General features: G+C 45.0%; 17 protein-coding genes. 10 read left to right on the top strand and 7 right to left on the bottom strand.

The window, feature by feature from the left end; genetic code table 11:
• Positions 1-247: 247 nt before the first annotated feature.
• The 5 genes from tkt to mscS all read left to right on the top strand — a co-directional run bounded on the left by tkt (position 248) and on the right by mscS (position 7,192).
• Positions 248-2,242 (top strand): transketolase, encoded by a 1,995-nt coding sequence (tkt, locus tag FIU99_RS14285; protein WP_006958240.1) that lies wholly within the window; start codon positions 248-250, stop codon positions 2,240-2,242.
• A 133-nt stretch (positions 2,243-2,375) separates the two neighbouring features.
• The gene (epd, locus tag FIU99_RS14280) at positions 2,376-3,410 is read left to right on the top strand and encodes an erythrose-4-phosphate dehydrogenase (protein ID WP_006958238.1); all 1,035 of its coding nucleotides are present in this window, start codon (positions 2,376-2,378) and stop codon (positions 3,408-3,410) included.
• A 180-nt stretch (positions 3,411-3,590) separates the two neighbouring features.
• Complete coding sequence (locus FIU99_RS14275) at positions 3,591-4,751, top strand: phosphoglycerate kinase (RefSeq protein WP_006958236.1); 1,161 nt, start codon at positions 3,591-3,593, stop codon at positions 4,749-4,751.
• A gap of 155 nt (positions 4,752-4,906) precedes the next feature.
• The gene (gene fbaA, locus FIU99_RS14270; RefSeq protein ID WP_006958234.1) at positions 4,907-5,983 is read left to right on the top strand and encodes a class II fructose-bisphosphate aldolase; all 1,077 of its coding nucleotides are present in this window, start codon (positions 4,907-4,909) and stop codon (positions 5,981-5,983) included.
• 342 nt (positions 5,984-6,325) lie between these two features.
• Positions 6,326-7,192, top strand: a complete 867-nt coding sequence (gene mscS / locus FIU99_RS14265) for a small-conductance mechanosensitive channel MscS (protein WP_021456715.1) — start codon at positions 6,326-6,328, stop codon at positions 7,190-7,192.
• A 29-nt stretch (positions 7,193-7,221) separates the two neighbouring features.
• Here the strand turns inward: mscS and FIU99_RS14260 are convergent, their stop codons facing one another.
• Together FIU99_RS14260 and FIU99_RS14255 are read right to left on the bottom strand one after the other, a co-directional pair.
• Entirely contained in the window at positions 7,222-7,704 is a 483-nt protein-coding gene (locus FIU99_RS14260; protein ID WP_006958230.1) for a YbaK/EbsC family protein, read from the bottom strand.
• Between the two features lie 4 nt (positions 7,705-7,708).
• Positions 7,709-8,338 (bottom strand): LysE/ArgO family amino acid transporter, encoded by a 630-nt coding sequence (locus FIU99_RS14255; protein ID WP_039951285.1) that lies wholly within the window; start codon positions 8,336-8,338, stop codon positions 7,709-7,711.
• Positions 8,339-8,449: 111 nt separating this feature from the next.
• Here FIU99_RS14255 and FIU99_RS14250 point away from each other — a divergent pair, with 111 nt between their 5' ends.
• The 3 genes from FIU99_RS14250 to FIU99_RS14240 all read left to right on the top strand — a co-directional run bounded on the left by FIU99_RS14250 (position 8,450) and on the right by FIU99_RS14240 (position 12,152).
• Entirely contained in the window at positions 8,450-9,346 is an 897-nt protein-coding gene (locus tag FIU99_RS14250) for a LysR family transcriptional regulator ArgP (protein WP_039951303.1), read from the top strand.
• Between the two features lie 96 nt (positions 9,347-9,442).
• A complete protein-coding gene (locus FIU99_RS14245; RefSeq protein WP_006958224.1) occupies positions 9,443-10,135 on the top strand; it encodes an oxidative stress defense protein in 693 nt (230 codons plus the stop codon).
• Positions 10,136-10,265: 130 nt separating this feature from the next.
• The gene (locus tag FIU99_RS14240) at positions 10,266-12,152 is read left to right on the top strand and encodes a diguanylate cyclase (RefSeq protein WP_039951283.1); all 1,887 of its coding nucleotides are present in this window, start codon (positions 10,266-10,268) and stop codon (positions 12,150-12,152) included.
• A 39-nt stretch (positions 12,153-12,191) separates the two neighbouring features.
• On the opposite strand, the gene FIU99_RS14235 is transcribed toward FIU99_RS14240, so the two are convergent.
• Positions 12,192-12,851, bottom strand: a complete 660-nt coding sequence (locus tag FIU99_RS14235; protein WP_021456707.1) for a GntR family transcriptional regulator — start codon at positions 12,849-12,851, stop codon at positions 12,192-12,194.
• A gap of 166 nt (positions 12,852-13,017) precedes the next feature.
• Positions 13,018-14,430, bottom strand: a complete 1,413-nt coding sequence (gene pykF / locus FIU99_RS14230; protein ID WP_006958219.1) for a pyruvate kinase PykF — start codon at positions 14,428-14,430, stop codon at positions 13,018-13,020.
• Positions 14,431-14,862: 432 nt separating this feature from the next.
• Here pykF and FIU99_RS14225 point away from each other — a divergent pair, with 432 nt between their 5' ends.
• Entirely contained in the window at positions 14,863-15,624 is a 762-nt protein-coding gene (locus FIU99_RS14225) for a DeoR/GlpR family DNA-binding transcription regulator (protein WP_021456706.1), read from the top strand.
• A gap of 110 nt (positions 15,625-15,734) precedes the next feature.
• A complete protein-coding gene (gene glmS / locus FIU99_RS14220) occupies positions 15,735-17,567 on the top strand; it encodes a glutamine--fructose-6-phosphate transaminase (isomerizing) (protein ID WP_006958217.1) in 1,833 nt (610 codons plus the stop codon).
• Between the two features lie 58 nt (positions 17,568-17,625).
• Here the strand turns inward: glmS and FIU99_RS14215 are convergent, their stop codons facing one another.
• The 3 genes from FIU99_RS14215 to FIU99_RS14205 are packed head-to-tail and all read right to left on the bottom strand — an operon-like array spanning position 17,626 to position 20,039.
• Entirely contained in the window at positions 17,626-18,270 is a 645-nt protein-coding gene (locus FIU99_RS14215; protein ID WP_006958216.1) for an HAD family phosphatase, read from the bottom strand.
• A gap of 37 nt (positions 18,271-18,307) precedes the next feature.
• Positions 18,308-18,838 carry an MltR family transcriptional regulator gene (locus tag FIU99_RS14210; RefSeq protein WP_006958215.1) on the bottom strand — a complete coding sequence of 177 codons (531 nt, stop codon included), beginning with the start codon at positions 18,836-18,838 and terminating at the stop codon, positions 18,308-18,310.
• A gap of 52 nt (positions 18,839-18,890) precedes the next feature.
• A complete protein-coding gene (locus tag FIU99_RS14205; RefSeq protein WP_006958214.1) occupies positions 18,891-20,039 on the bottom strand; it encodes a mannitol-1-phosphate 5-dehydrogenase in 1,149 nt (382 codons plus the stop codon).
• Positions 20,040-20,125: the final 86 nt, after the last annotated feature.

Here is a 20,125-nt window from a genome sequence, read left to right as displayed (position 1 = left end):
TAGGTGTTTCTACATCTAGACGTCTATTCTAATTTTCATAGCTCGAATTACAAGCTCTTTTTTAATTTAATACATATCCAAACGTTTGCTTCTAAAGAGTTAAATATTACTAACTTGGATAGAAATGGCAGAAAATAAGCGAGAATCCCCTGTATTCAGACTGTAAAACGTTTGCACAGCTTAGGCGCCTTTGAGAGAATAATCGCCCATCAAAATTAGTTTTCGCTTAACGCACTCAGGAGCAGACATGTCTTCCCGCAAACATCTAGCTAATGCTATCCGTGCCCTTAGCATGGACGGCGTACAACAAGCCAACTCTGGTCATCCAGGCGCACCTATGGGTATGGCTGACATCGCTGAAGTTCTTTGGCGCTCTCACCTAAACCACAATCCAGCAAACCCAGAATGGGCTGACCGCGACCGTTTCGTGCTATCAAATGGCCACGGCTCAATGCTGATTTACTCTCTGCTTCACCTTGCGGGTTACGAGCTGTCTATTGATGACCTGAAAAACTTCCGTCAACTGCACTCTAAGACACCAGGTCACCCAGAGTACGGTTACGCACCGGGTATCGAAACGACGACTGGCCCACTAGGTCAAGGTATCACTAACGCGGTAGGTATGGCGCTGGCTGAGAAAACTCTAGCAGCACAATTCAACAAAGAAGGCCACGACATCGTTGACCACTTCACTTATGCATTCATGGGTGACGGCTGTCTGATGGAAGGTATCTCTCACGAAGCCTGTTCTCTAGCAGGTACGCTAGGCCTTGGTAAACTAATCGCTTTCTGGGATGACAACGGTATTTCTATTGATGGTGAAGTGGAAGGTTGGTTCTCTGACGATACACCTAAGCGTTTCGAAGCGTACGGCTGGCACGTAATTCCAGCAGTAGACGGTCACGATCCAGAAGCGATCAATGCAGCGATTATCGCTGCGAAAGCGGACTCACGTCCTACGCTAATCTGTACTAAGACCATCATCGGTTTTGGTTCTCCAAATAAATCTGGTTCACACGACTGTCACGGTGCTCCACTAGGCGCTGACGAAATTGCAGCAACTCGTAAAGCGCTAGGTTGGGAACACGGTCCTTTTGAAATCCCAGCTGACGTTTACGCTGAGTGGGATGCAAAAGAAGCAGGCGCAGCGAAAGAAGCAGCGTGGAATGCGAAGTTTGACGCATACGCTGCAGCTTACCCTGCAGAAGCCGCAGAGCTTAAGCGTCGTCTAAACGGTGAATTGCCAGCTGAGTGGGAAGAGAAAGCAACACAAATCATTGCTGACCTTCAAGCAAACCCTGCAAACATCGCATCACGTAAAGCGTCTCAAAACGCACTTGAAGCGTTTGGTCAAATGCTACCTGAATTCCTAGGTGGCTCTGCTGACCTTGCCCCTTCTAACCTAACTATGTGGTCTGGTTCTAAGTCTATTTCAGCTGAAGATGCGTCAGGTAACTACATCCACTACGGTGTTCGTGAGTTCGGTATGACGGCTATCATGAACGGTATCGCACTACACGGTGGTTTCGTACCATACGGTGCAACTTTCCTAATGTTCATGGAGTACGCGCGTAACGCTATGCGTATGGCGGCTCTGATGAAAGTGCAGAACATTCAGGTTTACACGCACGACTCTATCGGCCTTGGCGAAGACGGCCCAACTCACCAACCGGTTGAGCAAATGGCTTCTCTACGCCTGACGCCAAACATGAGCACATGGCGCCCATGTGACCAAGTGGAATCAGCAGTGGCTTGGAAACTGGCTATCGAACGTAAAGATGCACCAACTTCACTTATCTTCTCTCGTCAAAACCTTGCACAGCAAGAGCGTGACGCTGAGCAAGTGGCGAACATTGCTAAGGGTGGTTACATCCTGAAAGATTGCGCAGGCAAGCCAGAGCTAATCCTTATCGCAACAGGCTCTGAAGTTGAGCTAGCAGTGAACGCAGCGGCTGAACTGACTGCTGAAGGCAAGCAAGTACGCGTTGTTTCAATGCCATCAACGGACGCATTCGACAAGCAAGATGCAGCTTACCGTGAAGCGGTTCTGCCATCTGACGTGACAGCTCGTATCGCGGTAGAAGCAGGTATTGCTGACTTCTGGTACAAGTACGTTGGTTTCGACGGCCGTATCATCGGTATGACCACCTTCGGTGAATCTGCACCAGCAGGTGAGCTATTCAAGATGTTTGGTTTCACAACTGAAAACGTTGTGAACACAGCGAAAGAGCTTTTAGCTTAATTGTTAATTGCTTTGAAAGCCGGGTCCTTGTGACTCGGCTTTTTTGTTTTTACCCGATACGATGAACTAGATGCGATTTATAAATCTATCAGGTAGTATTTGTGACACGAAAAAGATGTAGAGCGATGGAATCATGCTAAAAGTTGCGATCAACGGATTTGGACGTATTGGACGTAATGTTTTGCGGGCAGTATATGAAAGTGGCAAAAGCCAAGATATCAAGGTGGTAGCCGTTAATGAGCTGGCGCAGCCCGATGCGATGGCACACTTGCTTCAATACGATACTAGCCACGGTCGATTTGGTAAGAAGATTACTAACGATCAGGAGCATATTTACGTTCACCATGAGAGCGGAGAATTTGATTCCATCCGTATTCTTCATCTGGCAGAAATCGATCTTCTACCATGGCGAGATCTGGAAGTGGATCTGGTGTTGGACTGTACCGGTGTGTTTGGCTCTCAAGCTGATGGCCAAGAACACATCAAAGCGGGAGCGAAGAAAGTCCTGTTTTCTCACCCGGGCGCCAGCGATCTCGACAATACCATTATCTACGGCGTTAACCACGATACACTAACAGCAGATCACAATGTGGTATCCAATGGTTCGTGTACAACCAATTGTATCGTCCCTATTATCAAAGCTCTTGATGAAGCCTTTGGTATCGATTCAGGTACTATCACTACTATCCATTCTTCGATGAATGATCAGCAGGTCATCGACGCCTACCATTCTGATCTCAGACGTACTCGTGCAGCCAGCCAATCGATCATACCCGTAGACACTAAGTTGCATAAAGGTATTGAAAGAATCTTCCCGAAATTTTCTAACAAATTTGAAGCAATTTCAGTACGAGTACCTACTGTAAACGTCACAGCCATGGATTTAAGCGTCACAATTAATACAAATGTGAAAGTTAATGACGTAAATCAAACCATTGTTAACGCTTCTCAGTGTACATTACAGGGCATTGTTGACTATACTGAAGCTCCGCTCGTTTCCATCGATTTTAATCATGATCCTCATAGTGCGATCGTCGATGGCACGCAAACCCGAGTTAGTAATGGCCATTTGGTTAAGATGTTGGTTTGGTGTGATAACGAATGGGGATTTGCGAATCGTATGTTAGATACGGCACTCGCAATGCAAGCCGCTCCCCGTCAAGTTTGACGCTGTAATGCCACTTTTTTAGTGGGTATGCAGATTAGCGGCGATGGAGAAATGTTTATTTCTAGCCTTGAAATAAATAATGATAAACTCCATATCTAAATCAGTTTGAAGAATTATTGGGCTTGGCAGGGTCGCCGGGTCTTAAAAACTTTACTTTTTGAATATTTGAGAGGACACATCATGTCTGTAATCAAGATGACTGACCTGGATCTAGCAGGTAAACGTGTATTTATCCGTGCGGACCTAAACGTACCTGTAAAAGAAGGCAAAGTAACTTCTGATGCACGTATCCTAGCATCTCTACCAACTATCAAGCACTGCCTAGAAGCTGGTGCTAAAGTTATGGTTACTTCTCACCTAGGTCGTCCTACTGAAGGTGAATACGCAGAAGAGTTCTCTCTACAACCTGTTGTTAACTACCTAAACGACGCCCTAGATTGCGAAGTTAAACTAGCTAAAGATTATCTAGATGGCCTAGAGCTAAACACAGGTGAGCTAGTTGTTCTTGAAAACGTTCGCTTTAACAAAGGCGAGAAGAAGAATGAAGAAGAGCTATCTAAGAAATACGCTGCACTTTGTGACATCTTCGTAATGGATGCATTTGGTACGGCTCACCGTGCACAAGCATCTACTCACGGTGTTGGTATGAACGCGCCAGTAGCGTGTGCTGGCCCTCTACTAGCAGCTGAACTGGAAGCACTAGGTAAAGCAATGGACAACCCAGAGCGTCCACTAGTTGCTATCGTTGGTGGTTCTAAAGTTTCTACTAAGCTAACGGTTCTAGAGTCTCTGTCTAAAGTTGCTGACCAACTTGTTGTTGGTGGTGGTATCGCGAACACATTTATCGCTGCAGATGGCCACAACGTAGGTAAGTCTCTATACGAAGCAGACCTAGTTGAAACGGCTCAAAAGCTAATGAAAGAGTGCTCTATCCCAGTTGCGACTGACGTTGCATGTGCCAAAGCATTCGATGAAAACGCAGAAGCTGAAATCAAGCACGTTTCAGAAGTGGCTGACGATGACATGATCTTCGACCTTGGTCCAGAATCAACAGCGGCTCTAGCTGAAATCATCGGCAACGCGAAAACTATCCTATGGAACGGTCCTGTAGGTGTATTTGAGTTCAAGAACTTCGAAGCGGGTACAAAAGGTATCTCTGAAGCAATCGCTGAGTCTGCAGGTTTCTCTGTAGCAGGTGGCGGTGACACGCTAGCAGCTATCGATAAGTTTGGTATTAAAGCTGACGTATCTTACATCTCTACTGGTGGCGGTGCATTCCTTGAATTCGTGGAAGGCAAAGTACTACCAGCAGTTGCGATGCTTGAAGAGCGCGCTAAGTAATTAAACGAAAGCGGGGGAATGATTCTCCCGCTTTGTTGTTTGCTGCAAGTCACATTGTTCTTTGCTAGAATGACGCACGTTGTGAGCAAACGTTTGCAAGAATTTAAACTTAACAAGTTTTATTTTTAAAACGACAGATAAATAGGATTACATCCATGTCTAAGATCTTCGATTTCGTAAAACCAGGTGTTATCTCTGGTGATGACGTACAGAAAGTTTTTGAAGTAGCAAAAGAGAACAACTTTGCTCTTCCGGCAGTAAACGTTGTAGGTACTGACTCAGTAAACGCAGTACTTGAAGCAGCAGCTAAAGTGAAAGCTCCAGTTGTTGTTCAGTTCTCTAACGGTGGCGCAGCTTTCTTCGCTGGTAAAGGCATTAAACTTGAAGGTCAAGGTGCACAAATCCTTGGCGCTGTAGCAGGTGCTAAATACGTTCACGCAGTTGCTGAATCTTACGGTGTTCCAGTAATCCTACACACTGACCACGCAGCTAAGAAACTACTACCATGGATCGACGGTCTTCTAGACGCTGGTGAAGAGTTCTTCGCACAAACTGGTAAGCCACTATTCTCTTCTCACATGATCGACCTTTCAGAAGAGTCTCTAGAAGAAAACATCGAAATCTGTGCTAAGTACCTTGAGCGCATGGCTAAGATGGACATGACTCTAGAAATCGAACTAGGTTGTACTGGTGGTGAAGAAGACGGCGTTGATAACTCTGACATGGACGCTTCTGAGCTTTACACTTCACCTGAAGATGTTGCTTACGCATACGAGAAACTAAACGCTGTTTCACATCGTTTCACTATCGCAGCTTCTTTCGGTAACGTACACGGTGTATATAAGCCAGGTAACGTAGTTCTAACTCCAACAATCCTACGTGATTCTCAAGCATACTGTGCTGAGAAGTTCGGTATTGCTCCTAACGCTCTAAACTTCGTATTCCACGGTGGTTCAGGTTCTACTGAAGCTGAAATCCAAGAGTCTATCGGCTACGGTGTTATCAAGATGAACATCGATACTGATACTCAGTGGGCAACTTGGGATGGTATCCGTAAGTATGAAGCTGAGAACCGTGATTACCTACAAGGTCAAATCGGTAACCCAACTGGTGAAGATGCGCCAAACAAGAAGTACTACGACCCACGTGTATGGCTACGTGCAGGTCAGTCTTCAATGGTAACTCGCCTAGAGAAAGCGTTCGCTGACCTAAACGCAGTAGACGTACTATAATTCTCCTGAATTCAGTACTCTGTTAAGTTTGCAAAACCCGCTCAATGAGCGGGTTTTTTTGTGCCTGGTGTATTTGTTTTATGAATGGGCTATTCCTCACCTAAAAGGGTGGCGAAAATGAAAACCATTGCGTAATCTGTAACGAGCCGATATCAGTTTTTTCTGATAACTCTTTGTTTTTGCGTTCTTTGCATAAACGTCACTTTATGAATCGTCAAAATTGATATATCGTGCCAAAAATCTGACATAGTTTCAGGTTATCTATGGAGACGACATCGTCTATCAATCATAAAAAAGTCGTGTGATTTATAGGATCGCCACACATTTTAGAGGGTATACATTATGGCAGGAGAATCGGTGGAGATTGAAACTCCATTAGTGGATGGTCTAGCGCAGGCTGAATCGTGGATTACCAATAATTCTGATTTGTTGATCCAGTATGGTGTGAATGTCCTTTCAGCCATTCTAATTCTATTCATCGGTAACATCTTCGTTAAGATGGTGGCGAACAGTGTCGCCAAGATGCTGAAAAAGAAAAATATGGATAAAGCGGTTATTGAGTTTATCCATGGTTTAGTACGCTACTTATTGTTTGTGATTGTACTGATTGCGGCATTGAGCCGGATTGGGGTGCAAACCGCGTCTGTTGTGGCTGTTATCGGTGCGGCAGGCTTAGCGGTTGGTTTAGCGTTGCAAGGGTCACTGTCAAACTTTGCAGCGGGCGTGCTGATTGTTGCTTTCCGTCCGTTTAAATCTGGCGATTACGTCGAAATTGGTGGCGTAGCAGGCAGTGTGGAGTCTATCCAAATCTTCCAAACGGTTCTGACGACTCCGGATAACAAGATGGTTGTCGTGCCAAATGGTAGCGTTATCGGCGGTCCTATCACGAATTATTCTCGTCATGAAACTCGTCGCATCGACTTGATGATCGGTGTGTCTTACAGTGCGGATCTGCAGAAAACCAAAGCGCTTTTAACCAAGATCTGTGAATCTGACGAGCGTATCCTTAAAGATCCGGCGGTTCAGGTTGGCGTGCATACGCTGGCGGATTCTTCAGTTAATTTTGTAGTGCGCCCATGGGTTAAGACATCTGATTACTGGGGAGTGTACTTCGATCTAATGCAAGCGATTAAAGAAGGCTTAGATAATGAAGGCATTGAAATTCCATTCCCGCAAATGGATGTTCACCTCAACAAGGTTGAATCCTGATCGGAAAAGCGAGGCCTAGCCTCGCTTTTTTACATCTCAATTACCGAGTTGGGAATAGCTTGCAATAGTTTGGGCAAGGAAGAGCCTGCAATGCCTATGGTCAGTTCAGGGTGACCGGGTGTGTAGAGGATTTCCGAATGCTGGTATAAGGCACGTTCCACGACAATCTCAATATGTTCAGGTATACCGAAAGGACAAACAGCGCCGGGAACACAGCCCAGCAGCGTTATCATTTCTTCATCGCTGCAAATGGAAGGTCGTTTCCCCAGCACTTGCTTCATGGCTTTACTATCAAGGCGTGCATCTTTGTGGGTCAGATACAGCACATGCCCGCCCCCTTTCAGTTTCAGAAACAGACTCTTGCTATGGGTACCCGTCCATCCAAGCTGCTCAGCGACACGCACATCAGTGGCGAAATCGAGAATAGGTTCATGACGCCATTCTTTAAAGCTAACTTCAAGCTGTTGAAGAAGATCTATGTTGTACTGATAGATTTGCTCTAATCGTTCCATGTAATTATCCGTGTTTATTTACCAGTTCGTTTATTAGCATCAAGGCAATCGTGAACATCATTATAGCGACCACAATATCAATCCCTTGTTTTACTCTTGGTCTTGATAAGGTTGGGCCAAGCTTCGCAGCACCGATCGACAAGGTGTAAAACCAAACAAAAGAGGCCATGATCGTACCTAATGCAAACGAAATTCGATCTTGTCCTTCAAACTGTCCGCCAATGGAGCCGAGGATCACCACAGTATCAAGGTAGAGGTGAGGGTTAAGCACGGTAACTGCCAGAGCCCCGAGAATCACAGCTCGACGACCACGTTCTACGACTTGACGCTTGGACTCAGACGCCTTATTCGTTTGCACGGCGCTTTTGAGTGACAGTAAGCCATAGAAGGTCAGAAAGGCAATACCGCCTAAAGTGACAACCGTGAGCAGGGTTTCATTTTGTGACAAGACTGCACCACCACCAAATATGCCTAGCGAGATAAAAATGACATCGAGAACGCTACAGATGGTGGCGGTCGTCAAGTGATGATTTCTCTTAATACCTTGGTTGAGAACATAGGCATTTTGCGCCCCAATCGGAATAATCATGCTGGCACCTAGCCCAAAGCCCTGTAATAACACCCATAGATTCACGTTTTTCTCTCCAGTGAATTGCGAATATGAGCGTTGAGAATAGAGTCAGTATCTTGATAAGTATAATTAATGATTTTAATCTATTATCAGTTTTGCTTATTTGGTGGCGCTATGCGTGGGTTGGATTACAAATGGATAGAGGCTTTGGAGTCAGTAGTGACTCAAGGCAGCTTTGAACGTGCAGCTGAGGCGCTCTACATCTCGCAGTCTGCGGTTTCGCAACGTATAAAGCAGTTGGAAAAGTTTCTCGCCCAGCCCGTGCTTATTCGCGAGCAACCACCTAGAGCGACCATGGTGGGTAAAAAGCTGCTGGGCCTTTACCACAGGGTGCAATTGCTAGAAAGTGAGCTTGTACCTGAATTAACTAATAGTGATTCAGAGCGCCCGCTGGCGATTTCTATCGCCACCAATGCCGATAGCTTGGCGACTTGGCTGTTGCCCTCCTTACAGCAGGTACTGACAACACGGAACATTGAGCTGAGACTGGCGGTACTGAATGAAGTCAGGGCAATAGAAAAGCTCAAAAGTGGCGAGGTAACCGGTGCGATTAGCCTAGAATCTCGGCCTATTCCCGGCTGTCAGGCGGACTATTTAGGAAGAGTTGATTATGTTTGCGTGGCAAACCCGCAATTCGTCGAGCGTTATTTCCCCAATGGCGTGAACTATGAATCTCTACTTCAGGCCCCAGCAGTGGCGTACGATCAGCATGACGATCAACATCAGCTATTTTTGAAAGAGCATTTTAATATCTTGCCAGATAATGTCCGGACTCACCGCGTCGCCAGTTCTGAAGCGTTTGTCAAAATGGCTCTGGCAGGAGTCGCGTACTGTTTGATCCCAAGCTTTCAGATTCAAAAAGAGTTAGCGCAAGGGAGTTTAGTCGACATCTTGCCTGGGTTCTTGAGCTCATACCGCATCTATTGGCATCACTGGCAACTCGAATCGGGCGTATTGGAAGAAGTGACTCAATCTATTGTTAATTATGCGAGAAATGTGCTGTCGAGCTAGCACTTGGTTAAAGTTCTGTCAGAACATCGAACTAGACTCCTCATGCAGCATCTAAACGCTATGATGTATGTGATTAGTTAAATAAGGTGAACAATAATGAAGATAGTTTCTAGCCTGGCAATTGCCGTTTCAGGTCTGGTCAGTATTGGTGCATACGCTGATACGCCTAACTTCCCACACCTAGCTACGACCGGATATGGTGAAGTTGTTGCAAAGCCTGATATGGCGAAGTTTACGGTTCGTGTGGTCGAAACCACCATGACGGCAGAACAAGCCAAGCAGACAGTCGACAAAGTAGTGACAGACTTTCTGACTGAACTGAAAGAGCAGGGAATGAGTGCTGACAACATCACCAGTTCCAACCTTTATATCTCTCCTCAATACCATTACCCGAAAAATGGTAAACCTGAGCTAGTGGGTTACCGTGCTTCTCGCACCGTTAATGTTACTGTCGATGAATTGGCGAACTTGAATCAGTATCTGGATATTGCACTGAATTCGGGCATCAACCAGGTCGAAAACATTCAGCTTAAAGTGAAAGATCAGGCTAAATATCAGGAGCAAGCACGCCAAGCCGCCATCAAGGATGCCAATAGTAAAGCAGAGTCACTGGCCTCTGGTTTTGGTAAAGACATCAATGGTGTCTGGCGAATTGATTACAATATGCCGAGCAGCCAACCGGTACTGATGCGTTCAATGGCGATGGATGCAAAAACGGAATCCAACACCTATCAGGACTCGACAATCGTGATACGTGATCGAGTTGACGTCATTTACCAGTTAGATTAACCATAAAGAGCGCCTTTTTTAGTTGTAACTAAGGCGTTTTTATAAAATTGTCAATTGCCCGTAGGGTTATTCTTAACCACTTTTTTATTCGGTGATATACTGCCCCGCCTTCGATTTGGGAGCCGTGGCAGTGAGACAACGAAAAAACATCTTTTGGCACTTGTGTATTACCACAGTGGTGTTGGTGTCGATCGCGTTTGCTTACTATGCTCAGCAATACCAGAACCTTGAAGAAGAAACAGTAGAGTTAACGGCCAAACAGGCCATGCATCAACTCGCCTACAGTGAACGTGAATACCAGAGTGTTCGCAGCCAGCTTGTTTCTATCATCGAATTACTTTCCCACAGCCGAAGTCTTTACGATTATATTCTTTCTCCCAGCGCTAAAAATCGTGAGGTTGTTGAGGAAGTGTGGTCTTCAATGGCCATCAATCAGAAATGGTATAGCCAGATTCGCTTTATTGATAACGCGGGTAAAGAACAGTTGCGTCTCAACTATCTGCTGAGTGGTAATCGTGTTCAGGTGGCAGAGCAATTGCAGGATAAATCTCATCGCGGCTATTTCCGCTACGCCAAACTGCTTCAAGATGAACAAATCGGTGCGTGGGGTATAGATCTTGAAATGGAAAACGGTGAGCTGGTATTTCCATATAAACCTGCACTGCGCTTAATTACTCCCGTTGAAGTACAAGGCCAGCGTGCCGGTTATTTAATACTCAATATTGATATTTGGTATCTGACCTCCCGTCTTAATTATTCCCCCGACAAATCATTTCGCCCAGAATTGGTTGGTGAAACGGGCTTTTACATGATCAGTGATGATCCGAGTAAATTGTTTGGCCATCTGCTAGCGAGCCGCAGCCAACATAACCTAGCGCGCTACTACCCAGAAACTTGGCAGATGATGCAAGATCAGAAGTCGGGTTACCATTTAGAAAAAGATCATCTGATTGTGTTCAATCAGATCTATATGGAAGGTCGGCAAAAGCTCTATTTGGTCATCGATCTTAGTCAGGAAGAACTGAAAGTACGCTCTGAGCGAGATTATCAAATACTACTTAAAGAAGCTTCAATCGTCTTATTGATGGTGCTGGCTTTCACCGTTCCAGCGACTAGCGGGGTTGTGTACTACCGCAAGCGAAGTTTAGAGAGTCAACTTGCAAGAGCAGCGTTAAGCGGTATGTCCGCGGTGGTCATTTCGGATAAAAAGCATCATGCAGTTTTAGTCAATGATGAGTTTGAGAGACTCACCGGTTATCGCCAGAAAGACATTGCGTCTCAGAACATGATCAAAGCATTGGTGGGCGAAGAACAGTTTGCGACCACCTTACAACTGTTTGAGGCTCTGTCGTCCAATCAGATCTGGGAAGGTGAGATAACCATCCATAATCAGAAAACTCACACTAAGGTCACCGCGATTATGCGTGTGCAATGCGTGTTGGCTAAGGGGCGGAAAGTCAGTTATTACATCACGTCGCTGGTGGATATCTCTGAACGTAAAGAGCTGGAAGAGCGACTGAGAATTTTAAGTGAAAAAGATGAACTGACGCAGTTGTGGAACAGACGTAAGTTTGAACTGGAACTGCGTCACAGTGCCAAATTGAGTGGGCGTTATCCTGAGAGGCATGACACTTGCCTTGCGCTGCTTGATATTGATTTCTTCAAGCGGGTAAATGATGAACTGGGTCATGATGAAGGTGACAGAGTTATCAGCCGAGTAGGTGCCATTATTATTGAAGCGTTGCGCGAGACAGATTTTATCGCCCGTATTGGTGGTGAGGAGTTTGCGATTATTATGCCGCACACCAGTATTGAAGAAGCAGAACAAGCGCTAAATCGAGTACGAATTGCGGTTGAAATGGCAGCGGATGTTCCTATTACGGTGAGTGTGGGGCTGACCGACTTAACTTCGAATAGCACGCGTTGCTACAAGTGTGCGGACATTGCCTTGTACGAGTCCAAAACCTTGGGACGCAACCGAGTCTCGGTTTGCCGGAGTTGTGATGAAATTGCCTAAAAAAATCGAGCCTAAGCTCGATTTTTTTAGGCTATCTATTTATGCGGCCTGCTCAATAGTGATTTGGATTTGTTCCATCGAGCGATGCAGATGACGATCAAACTCTTCGGCTGCTTCGTCGGTGTCTTTCGCCAGGACCAGCTTCATGATCTTCTCATATTCATCAATTTCAAATTGGCGTGGGTCTAAGCCGTTGTGTCTTGCGAAATAGCGATAGCGTTTGATTTGATTGATCAAATCAGTGAAAAATTCAAACATATTCCTAGAGTTAGAACCTTCTAATAGTGCGATGTGGAATTGGTGCTGGCGCTCTTCCCACTCTTTCCAGTCAAAATTGTCGTTAGTCAGGTTGATACGTGACAGTTTGTGGAATGAGGTGAGTACTTCCAACTCCCAATCTTCGCCGCCAGATTTGATCGACTTTTTTAGTAGTACGGCTGCAACAGTACGTAAGCTCTCATAGAGATCTTCCAGTTCTTCGACGCATACTGGGGATACCCAACAGCCTTTTTGTGGTTCTAAACTGACATACTTCGTCCATGAGAGTTGCACTAGTGCTTCTCTGATTGGTGAGGCCCCTACGTGGTATCGGCTTTTTAGATCTGCAACTACTAGCTTTTGACTCGGTTTGAGCTCTCCGCTTAAGATGTCTTGGTAGATCATTTTCGAGACTTTGTCAGTCAACGTTGGGCTAGACACTATCCTTTCCTCATATGCATAAATACAGCGTTATATAAAACGGGCGTGAATTTAATAGTACGCAATACTTTGATTGATAATACAGCGTACCAAATAGTGAGACAAGAGGAAGGGATAAAAAAAGAGGGCCGAAGCCCTCTTTAAAAAGTGAATATTTATTCGGTTCTTATAGAACGTGAACAGAAGCTGTGTTTGTTGTACCAGAAGCGACTAGAGCGCCAGATACCATAACAACGATGTCACCTTTGTTGCCTAGACCAGATTCAAGTGCTAGCTCTTTACCTAGTACGTAGAATGCGTCAGTGCTGTCGATTGAATCAACCAACACAGGGCGAACACCTTTTGTTAGCACAAGCTGAGCTGCTGTTTTTGCATTGTTAGTCAGTGCAAGGATGTTTGCTGTTGGGAAGTACTTACGTACTGAGCGAGCTGATTTACCACCTTCAGTTGCAACAACGATCAGTGGAGCCGCTAGTTTTTCAGCTGTGTCTACAGCACCTTTACATACTGCTTCTGTGATACGTAGACGAGGGCTGTCTAGGCGAGAACCTAGTTCAGCTTTTAGTGCTGCATCTGTGCGGTTTGCGATTTGAGCCATGATAGTTACCGCTTCAACTGGGTACTTACCTTTGGCTGTTTCACCAGAAAGCATTACAGCATCAGTACCGTCCATCACTGCGTTCGCAACGTCACCAGCTTCTGCACGAGTAGGACGTGGGTTGTTGATCATAGAATCAAGCATCTGAGTTGCTGTGATAACCATCTTACGTGCACGGTTACATTTCTCGATCATCATCTTCTGAGCGAAGATCACTTCTTCCGCTGGGATTTCAACACCTAGGTCACCACGAGCAACCATGATACCGTCAGACAGCTCTAGGATCTCATCGAAGTTATCAACACCTTCTTGGTTTTCGATCTTAGAGATGATGTGGATGTTTTCACCGCCGTTAGCCGCAAGTACTTCGCGAATTTCTTTCACGTCAGATGCTTTACGGATGAAAGAGGCTGCAACGAAGTCAACGCCTTGCTCACAACCAAACTTAAGGTCGTTCTTATCTTTTTCGGATAGAGCAGGTAGGTTTACTGAAACGCCAGGTAGGTTAACACCTTTGTTTTCGCCTAGTGCGCCGTTGTTCAGTACCTTACATTTCACTTCAGTTTCTGAAGTAGCAAGTACTTCCATTTCGATCAGACCGTCGTCCACTAGGATAGTGTTACCAACGTTAAGGTCTGCTGCGAAACCTGCGTAAGTTACCGCTACTTTGTCTTTGTCGCCCACAACTGAAGTGTCAGTTGTGAAAGTGAACTCCTGACCAGCAACCAGATCAACATCGTCGCCATTTTCTAGCTTGATAGTACGGATCTCTGGACCTTTAGTATCTAAAAGGATAGCCAGTTGCTTACCAGACTCTTCCATTACTTTACGGAAGTTCGCAATACGAGTGCCGTGCTCTTGGTAGTCACCGTGAGAGAAGTTTAGGCGCATTACGTTCATGCCTGCATTTACGAGTTCAGTTAGCTTCTCTACAGATTCAGTTTTAGGGCCAATCGTACATACGATTTTGGTCTTTTTCATGGAAGATATTCTCCGGTCAATAATAGTTACAATCTGAAAGTCATTTATCTCGCTGAAGTCGAGGGTTCCCGCCTGGCATTTCGTGCCATCTATATACAAGAGAACATCAATGTTGTCGTCGACTTCAGAACTGAAAGTCTTTCAACAAGTTTAGTCATTTTATGACCAAACTGTCTGGATAATACTCAGCATTTCTGTGACTAACCTAGGATATATGCGGTTAGTTGCAAAAAAATAACGGTCAATTCTGTAATTTTTTTTCTTTTCGGTGGCGAATTCTACCACTGATTCACGCCAATATCACTGTTTAAGAATTGTCTTAGGACAAGGTTTTGCCGCTATTTTTTATTTTTTGGTTCAAAATAAATGGACTTTAAAGTTTCGGTTTGACTATAATTTCTTTCACAACGAAACTTATTAAATGAAATTAAGATGTCGAAACGAAACACGCAACTAAGAAGACACGCAATTTCTAATTTGGTAAATGAAAAAGGTGAGGTCAGTGTTGAGTCTTTGTCTCTCCAATTTGAGACTTCTGAAGTCACAATTCGAAAGGATCTTGCCTCTTTAGAGAAAAATGGCCAATTATTGCGTCGCTATGGTGGTGCTATCGCATTACCAAAAGAAGTCGTCAGCGATGAATTGAGCGAAAATGTTTCGATTCGTAAGAATGAACTCGCCCAAGCAGCCGCCAAGCTGATCCGCGAGCACAATCGCATTGTGATCGACAGTGGCAGCACAACCGCTTCATTGATCAAGCAACTGGATGGTATGCGTGGTTTGGTTGTGATGACTAACTCACTCAATGTGGCGAACGCGCTTAATGAGCTTGAAAGTGAGCCTACGTTATTGATGACGGGCGGGACTTGGGATGCACATTCTGAGTCTTTTCAAGGACAAGTGGCTGAGTCGGTACTACGCTCATATGACTTTGACCAGCTATTTATTGGTGCTGATGGCGTTGACTTAGAGCGAGGTACGACAACATTTAATGAATTGGTCGGCCTAAGTAAAGTGATGGCTGAAGTGTCACGTGAAGTCATTGTGATGGTCGAATCTGAAAAAATTGGTCGTAAGATTCCAAATCTCGAGCTGGCTTGGAGTTCCATCGATATCTTAATTACTAACAAAGACTTGAATCCTGAGTTCAAACAGCAAATTGAATCCCATGATGTGAAAGTTATTTGCGTATAAAGCTATTTAAAACAATTTAATCAATTTAATCCCGTCAATTTGGCTTTTTTGCTTGCTGTCTAGATTGCGTACCTCAGATGGGGAAGGGATACCGAAACGGAGATACAAATATGTGTGGAATCGTCGGTGCAGTAGCACAACGAGATGTGGCTGAAATTCTGGTGGAAGGCTTACGCCGCCTTGAATACCGTGGTTATGACTCTGCAGGTGTTGCTGTAGTTGATGGTGATTCTAATCTGACTCGCCTTCGTCGCCTGGGTAAAGTTCAGGAACTGGCGGACGCTGTGGACGCAGCGGAAGTGGTCGGTGGGACAGGTATCGCACACACGCGTTGGGCAACCCACGGTGAGCCTTCAGAGGCTAACGCGCACCCGCACATGTCAGGTGATATTGCTGTTGTGCATAATGGTATCATTGAAAATCATGAAGAGCTGCGTGAGCTGCTAAAGTCTCGTGGCTATGTATTTGACTCCCAAACGGACACTGAAGTCATTGCTCATATGGTTGAGTGGGAGCTACGCACTGCTGACTCCTTACTTGAGGCGGTTCAGAAAACAGCCAAGCAACTTGAAGGCGCTTACGGTACAGTCGCTGTTGATCGCAAAGATCCTTCACGCATTGTTGTTGCTCGCTCTGGCAGCCCGATCGTTATTGGTTTCGGTGTCGGTGAAAACTTCCTCGCTTCAGATCAGCTTGCATTGCTAAATGTGACCCGTCGCTTTATGTACCTGGAAGAAGGCGACGTGGCTGAAATTACTCGTCGTGAAGTGAACGTGTTTGATCTTTCTGGTGAACGTGTTGAGCGTGAAATCATTGAGTCAAATGCAGAGCACGATGCGGGTGATAAAGGTAAGTACCGTCACTTCATGCAAAAAGAAATCTACGAACAACCAACGGCTTTAATTAACACAATGGAAGGACGCCTAACATCGGATTCAGTCGTCACCGAAGCTATTGGTGTTAATGCGGCAGAAATCTTGAGTAAAGTTGAGCATGTACAGATCGTCGCCTGCGGCACGTCCTATAATGCGGGAATGACTGCGCGCTACTGGTTTGAAGATATTGCAGGCGTGAGTTGTGATGTGGAAATTGCGTCTGAGTTCCGATACCGCAAATTTGTGACTCGTCCAAATAGCCTGCTGATCACTTTATCTCAATCAGGTGAAACGGCTGATACTTTGGCAGCGCTTCGCCTTGCTAAAGAGAAAGGCTACATGGCGGCAATGACGATTTGTAACGTTGCAGGCTCTTCGTTAGTTCGTGAGTCTGATTTTGCTTTCATGACACGTGCTGGCGTCGAAATCGGCGTTGCATCAACTAAAGCCTTCACAACTCAGCTTTCAGCACTGCTAATGCTAGTGACGGCACTTGGTAAGCAGCAAAACCGTGTAAGCAAAGAGAAAGAAAAAGAGATCGTTGAAGCTCTGCATGCATTGCCAAAACAGATCAACTCTGCACTATCGTTTGAGAAAGATATTGAAGCTCTAGCGGAAGATTTTGCTGATAAGCACCACACCTTGTTCCTTGGCCGCGGTGAATTTTACCCGATTGCTATGGAAGCTTCGTTGAAGCTGAAAGAGATCTCTTACATTCACGCAGAAGCTTATGCTGCGGGTGAATTGAAGCATGGTCCTCTTGCGCTGATTGATGCTGATATGCCAGTGGTTGTCGTCGCACCGAGTAATGAACTGCTTGAAAAACTTAAGTCGAACATTGAAGAAGTGCGTGCGCGTGGTGGCTTGCTGTATGTCTTCGCTGATGCAGAGGCGGGCTTTGAAGCTGATGAAACCATGAAGATCATCACGATGCCTCACGTAAGTGACATCACTGCACCTATCTACTATACGATTCCGATGCAGCTACTGTCTTACTATGTTGCACTCATCAAAGGTACGGACGTAGATCAGCCACGTAACTTAGCCAAAGCGGTAACGGTAGAGTAACTTCAGTTAGACAAATGAAAACCGAGGCATTGCCTCGGTTTTTTTAGTTTTAAGCTGTTTACATGTTATCCAGCAATGGAATCACTTCGTCTAGTTGATTTAAGACGGTTATCTTGTTTTTCAACTCATGAAGAGGTGGCAGAAGATCAGGAATCATCACCGCGTGGCACTCTGCTGCTAAGGCAGCTTTGATTCCGTTGTTCGAATCTTCCAATACTAGGCATTGTTTTGCCTCAACCCCTAGCTGGCGATAAGCCATCTTATAACAGTCGGGATTAGGTTTGCTGAGTGTGACATCTTCAGCGCTAATAATGAGATCAAATTGCGCTAAATAGTTACTTGTCCGAAAGTTATGTTCGACATCTGAACGTTTCGAAGAGGTAACGATAGCTGTGAGTAGATCGCGTTGTTTTATAGCAGTAAGGAGCGGTTCAAACCCTGGTTTGAGAGGAATACCGTGAGATCTCAGGTTATGGTAGTGCTGGTCTCGAATGCTTCGATAGCGATGTATATCGATAGCGCTTTGAAAGTAGTCTACAAGCTGTTGTTCGCATTCCGGATCTTGTACACCAATAAACTGCTGATAAAAGTCATCAGATATTGATAGCCCTTGCTCCAGAGCCGCGAATTGCCAGCTTTGTTTGTAAATAGACTCACTATCAAAAATAAGGCCATCCATATCGAAGAGTACAGCTTTGAGCATATGAGGTTCTTTCTATAGTGTGGGTCTCACGGAATGATTAGAATGGGCTCTCTTTACCTAGTTCATTGCATATTTCAACGATTGCGAGAGAGAGCCCAGACTTGATTATTTGTTGCTGGCGTTTCAGTTGTAACTGATAAAACTCGAGATCGATATCATCATCCGGTTCCATGACTTCCATATGTACCATGCCCATTTTTTTGACCAGATTAAGTTTCTTTATAGGGTCTAAGATATTGGGGTCGGTAAACTCATAATCGGTCACATCGCTGTTTAAGATGTTTTTGATTTTGATGATATCTTCGATGTCGTGATAAACATCGTTGGGTAGTACCCCTAAACCAAACAAGAGTTTAAGACGCACTGATAAGTCACCCAGTGGGCCTGAATCATGAAGCAGTGGACCGACAACAGATTGAACCGCAAAGTTATCTTTCTGGAAAATGCGCTGCATCAACGCATCAATAGAGTCATTAAACACATCAACAGCAGCAATAAAAAAGCCGCGAACCGAAGGTGCGTTGTTTAATCGCTCTATAATGTCAGTTTCATTTATTTTGTCTGCCATATACTGAACTAAATATCGTTTAATAAGGGGAGAATAGCTCCCCTACATGTTGTTATAAGTTGTTGAAAATCGACTCAATTTGAGCAACTTCTTCACTGTCTTCACTCAAGCCTGTGTAGCAAGCGAGGGTTTTACTCACACCATGCTCTATTAGTGAGTTTTGTAGCTCGATAGCCTGAGGGTCTTCACTACTGCGGTATTTTAATGCAGCTGCAATTCCTTTTAAAAGTGTTCTGTTTTCAGTGCCATACTCGATTGTACCGAGTAATGGTTTGATTAATCTATCGTTTACTCCCAATTTGCGAATGGGTTGGCGACCAACACGATCGACTTCATCGACAAGATAAGGGTTAGCAAATCGACCGAGGATTTTTTCTATGTATGCTGCGTGTAATTGGCGATCAAAGCCGTAGCGACGAATCAGAACTTCTCCACTTTCTTCCATTGCTTGTCTTACATCGGTTTGTATCTCAGGATCTTCTATCGCCTGACGAATCGTTTGATGACCTTTTAAACAGCCCAGATAGGCGGTAATGCAGTGCCCCGTGTTTAGGGTGAACAGCTTACGTTCTACAAAAGCCATTAAATTATCGGTCTTCTCCATCCCATTAATGTTTGGGATTTCACCTTTGAACTGTTGTTGGTCCACAATCCATTCGCTGAAGCTCTCTACCGTGACTTCCAATGGGTCATCATTCGCGGCTTCTGCTGGCGGGACAATACGATCAACTGCCGAATCGACAAAACCTACAAGTAGGTCGGCTTTAGGATGCAATGAACTCTCTAGATATTTATACACTTCACCTTTCAAGTGAGTGGTGCCACGAACCATATTTTCACAAGCAATAATGTTGAGAGGAGCGTTGTTTCCGGCCGAAAATCTTTTGGCAATACCTGTAGCTATTGTCTTCGCGATAATGTCGAGAACATTTGGACCAACTGCTGTGGTGACCAAATCTGTTTTCACAATTCGGTCAATCACATCTTCGCTGGCGGAGTTTACTGCGGTGACGTGGCTAACTGTATCAATCTGACATTGAGTACCAACGACTTTAACTTTGTATTCCTGTTTGTGGCTAAGTTGATCGACCAGTGGGGCATCAACGTCTGCGAAGGTGACGTTTACTTCCGCGTCCGCTAAGAGTTTTCCTATGAATCCTCTGCCAATATTACCTGCGCCAAAATGAACAGCATTCTTCATAATTTACCTACCAATTTCAATTGAATAAAACTAACGACTTTAGGGTGAGGTCAACCGTATAGGGGGCAGTTGACCTCGTTTGCTCT

The organism is Vibrio sp. THAF64 (genome assembly GCF_009363455.1).
GTDB lineage: Bacteria > Pseudomonadota > Gammaproteobacteria > Enterobacterales > Vibrionaceae > Vibrio > Vibrio coralliilyticus.
The sequence above is the reverse complement of the archived record's forward strand: the minus strand, read 5'-3'. Positions and strand labels throughout refer to the sequence as shown.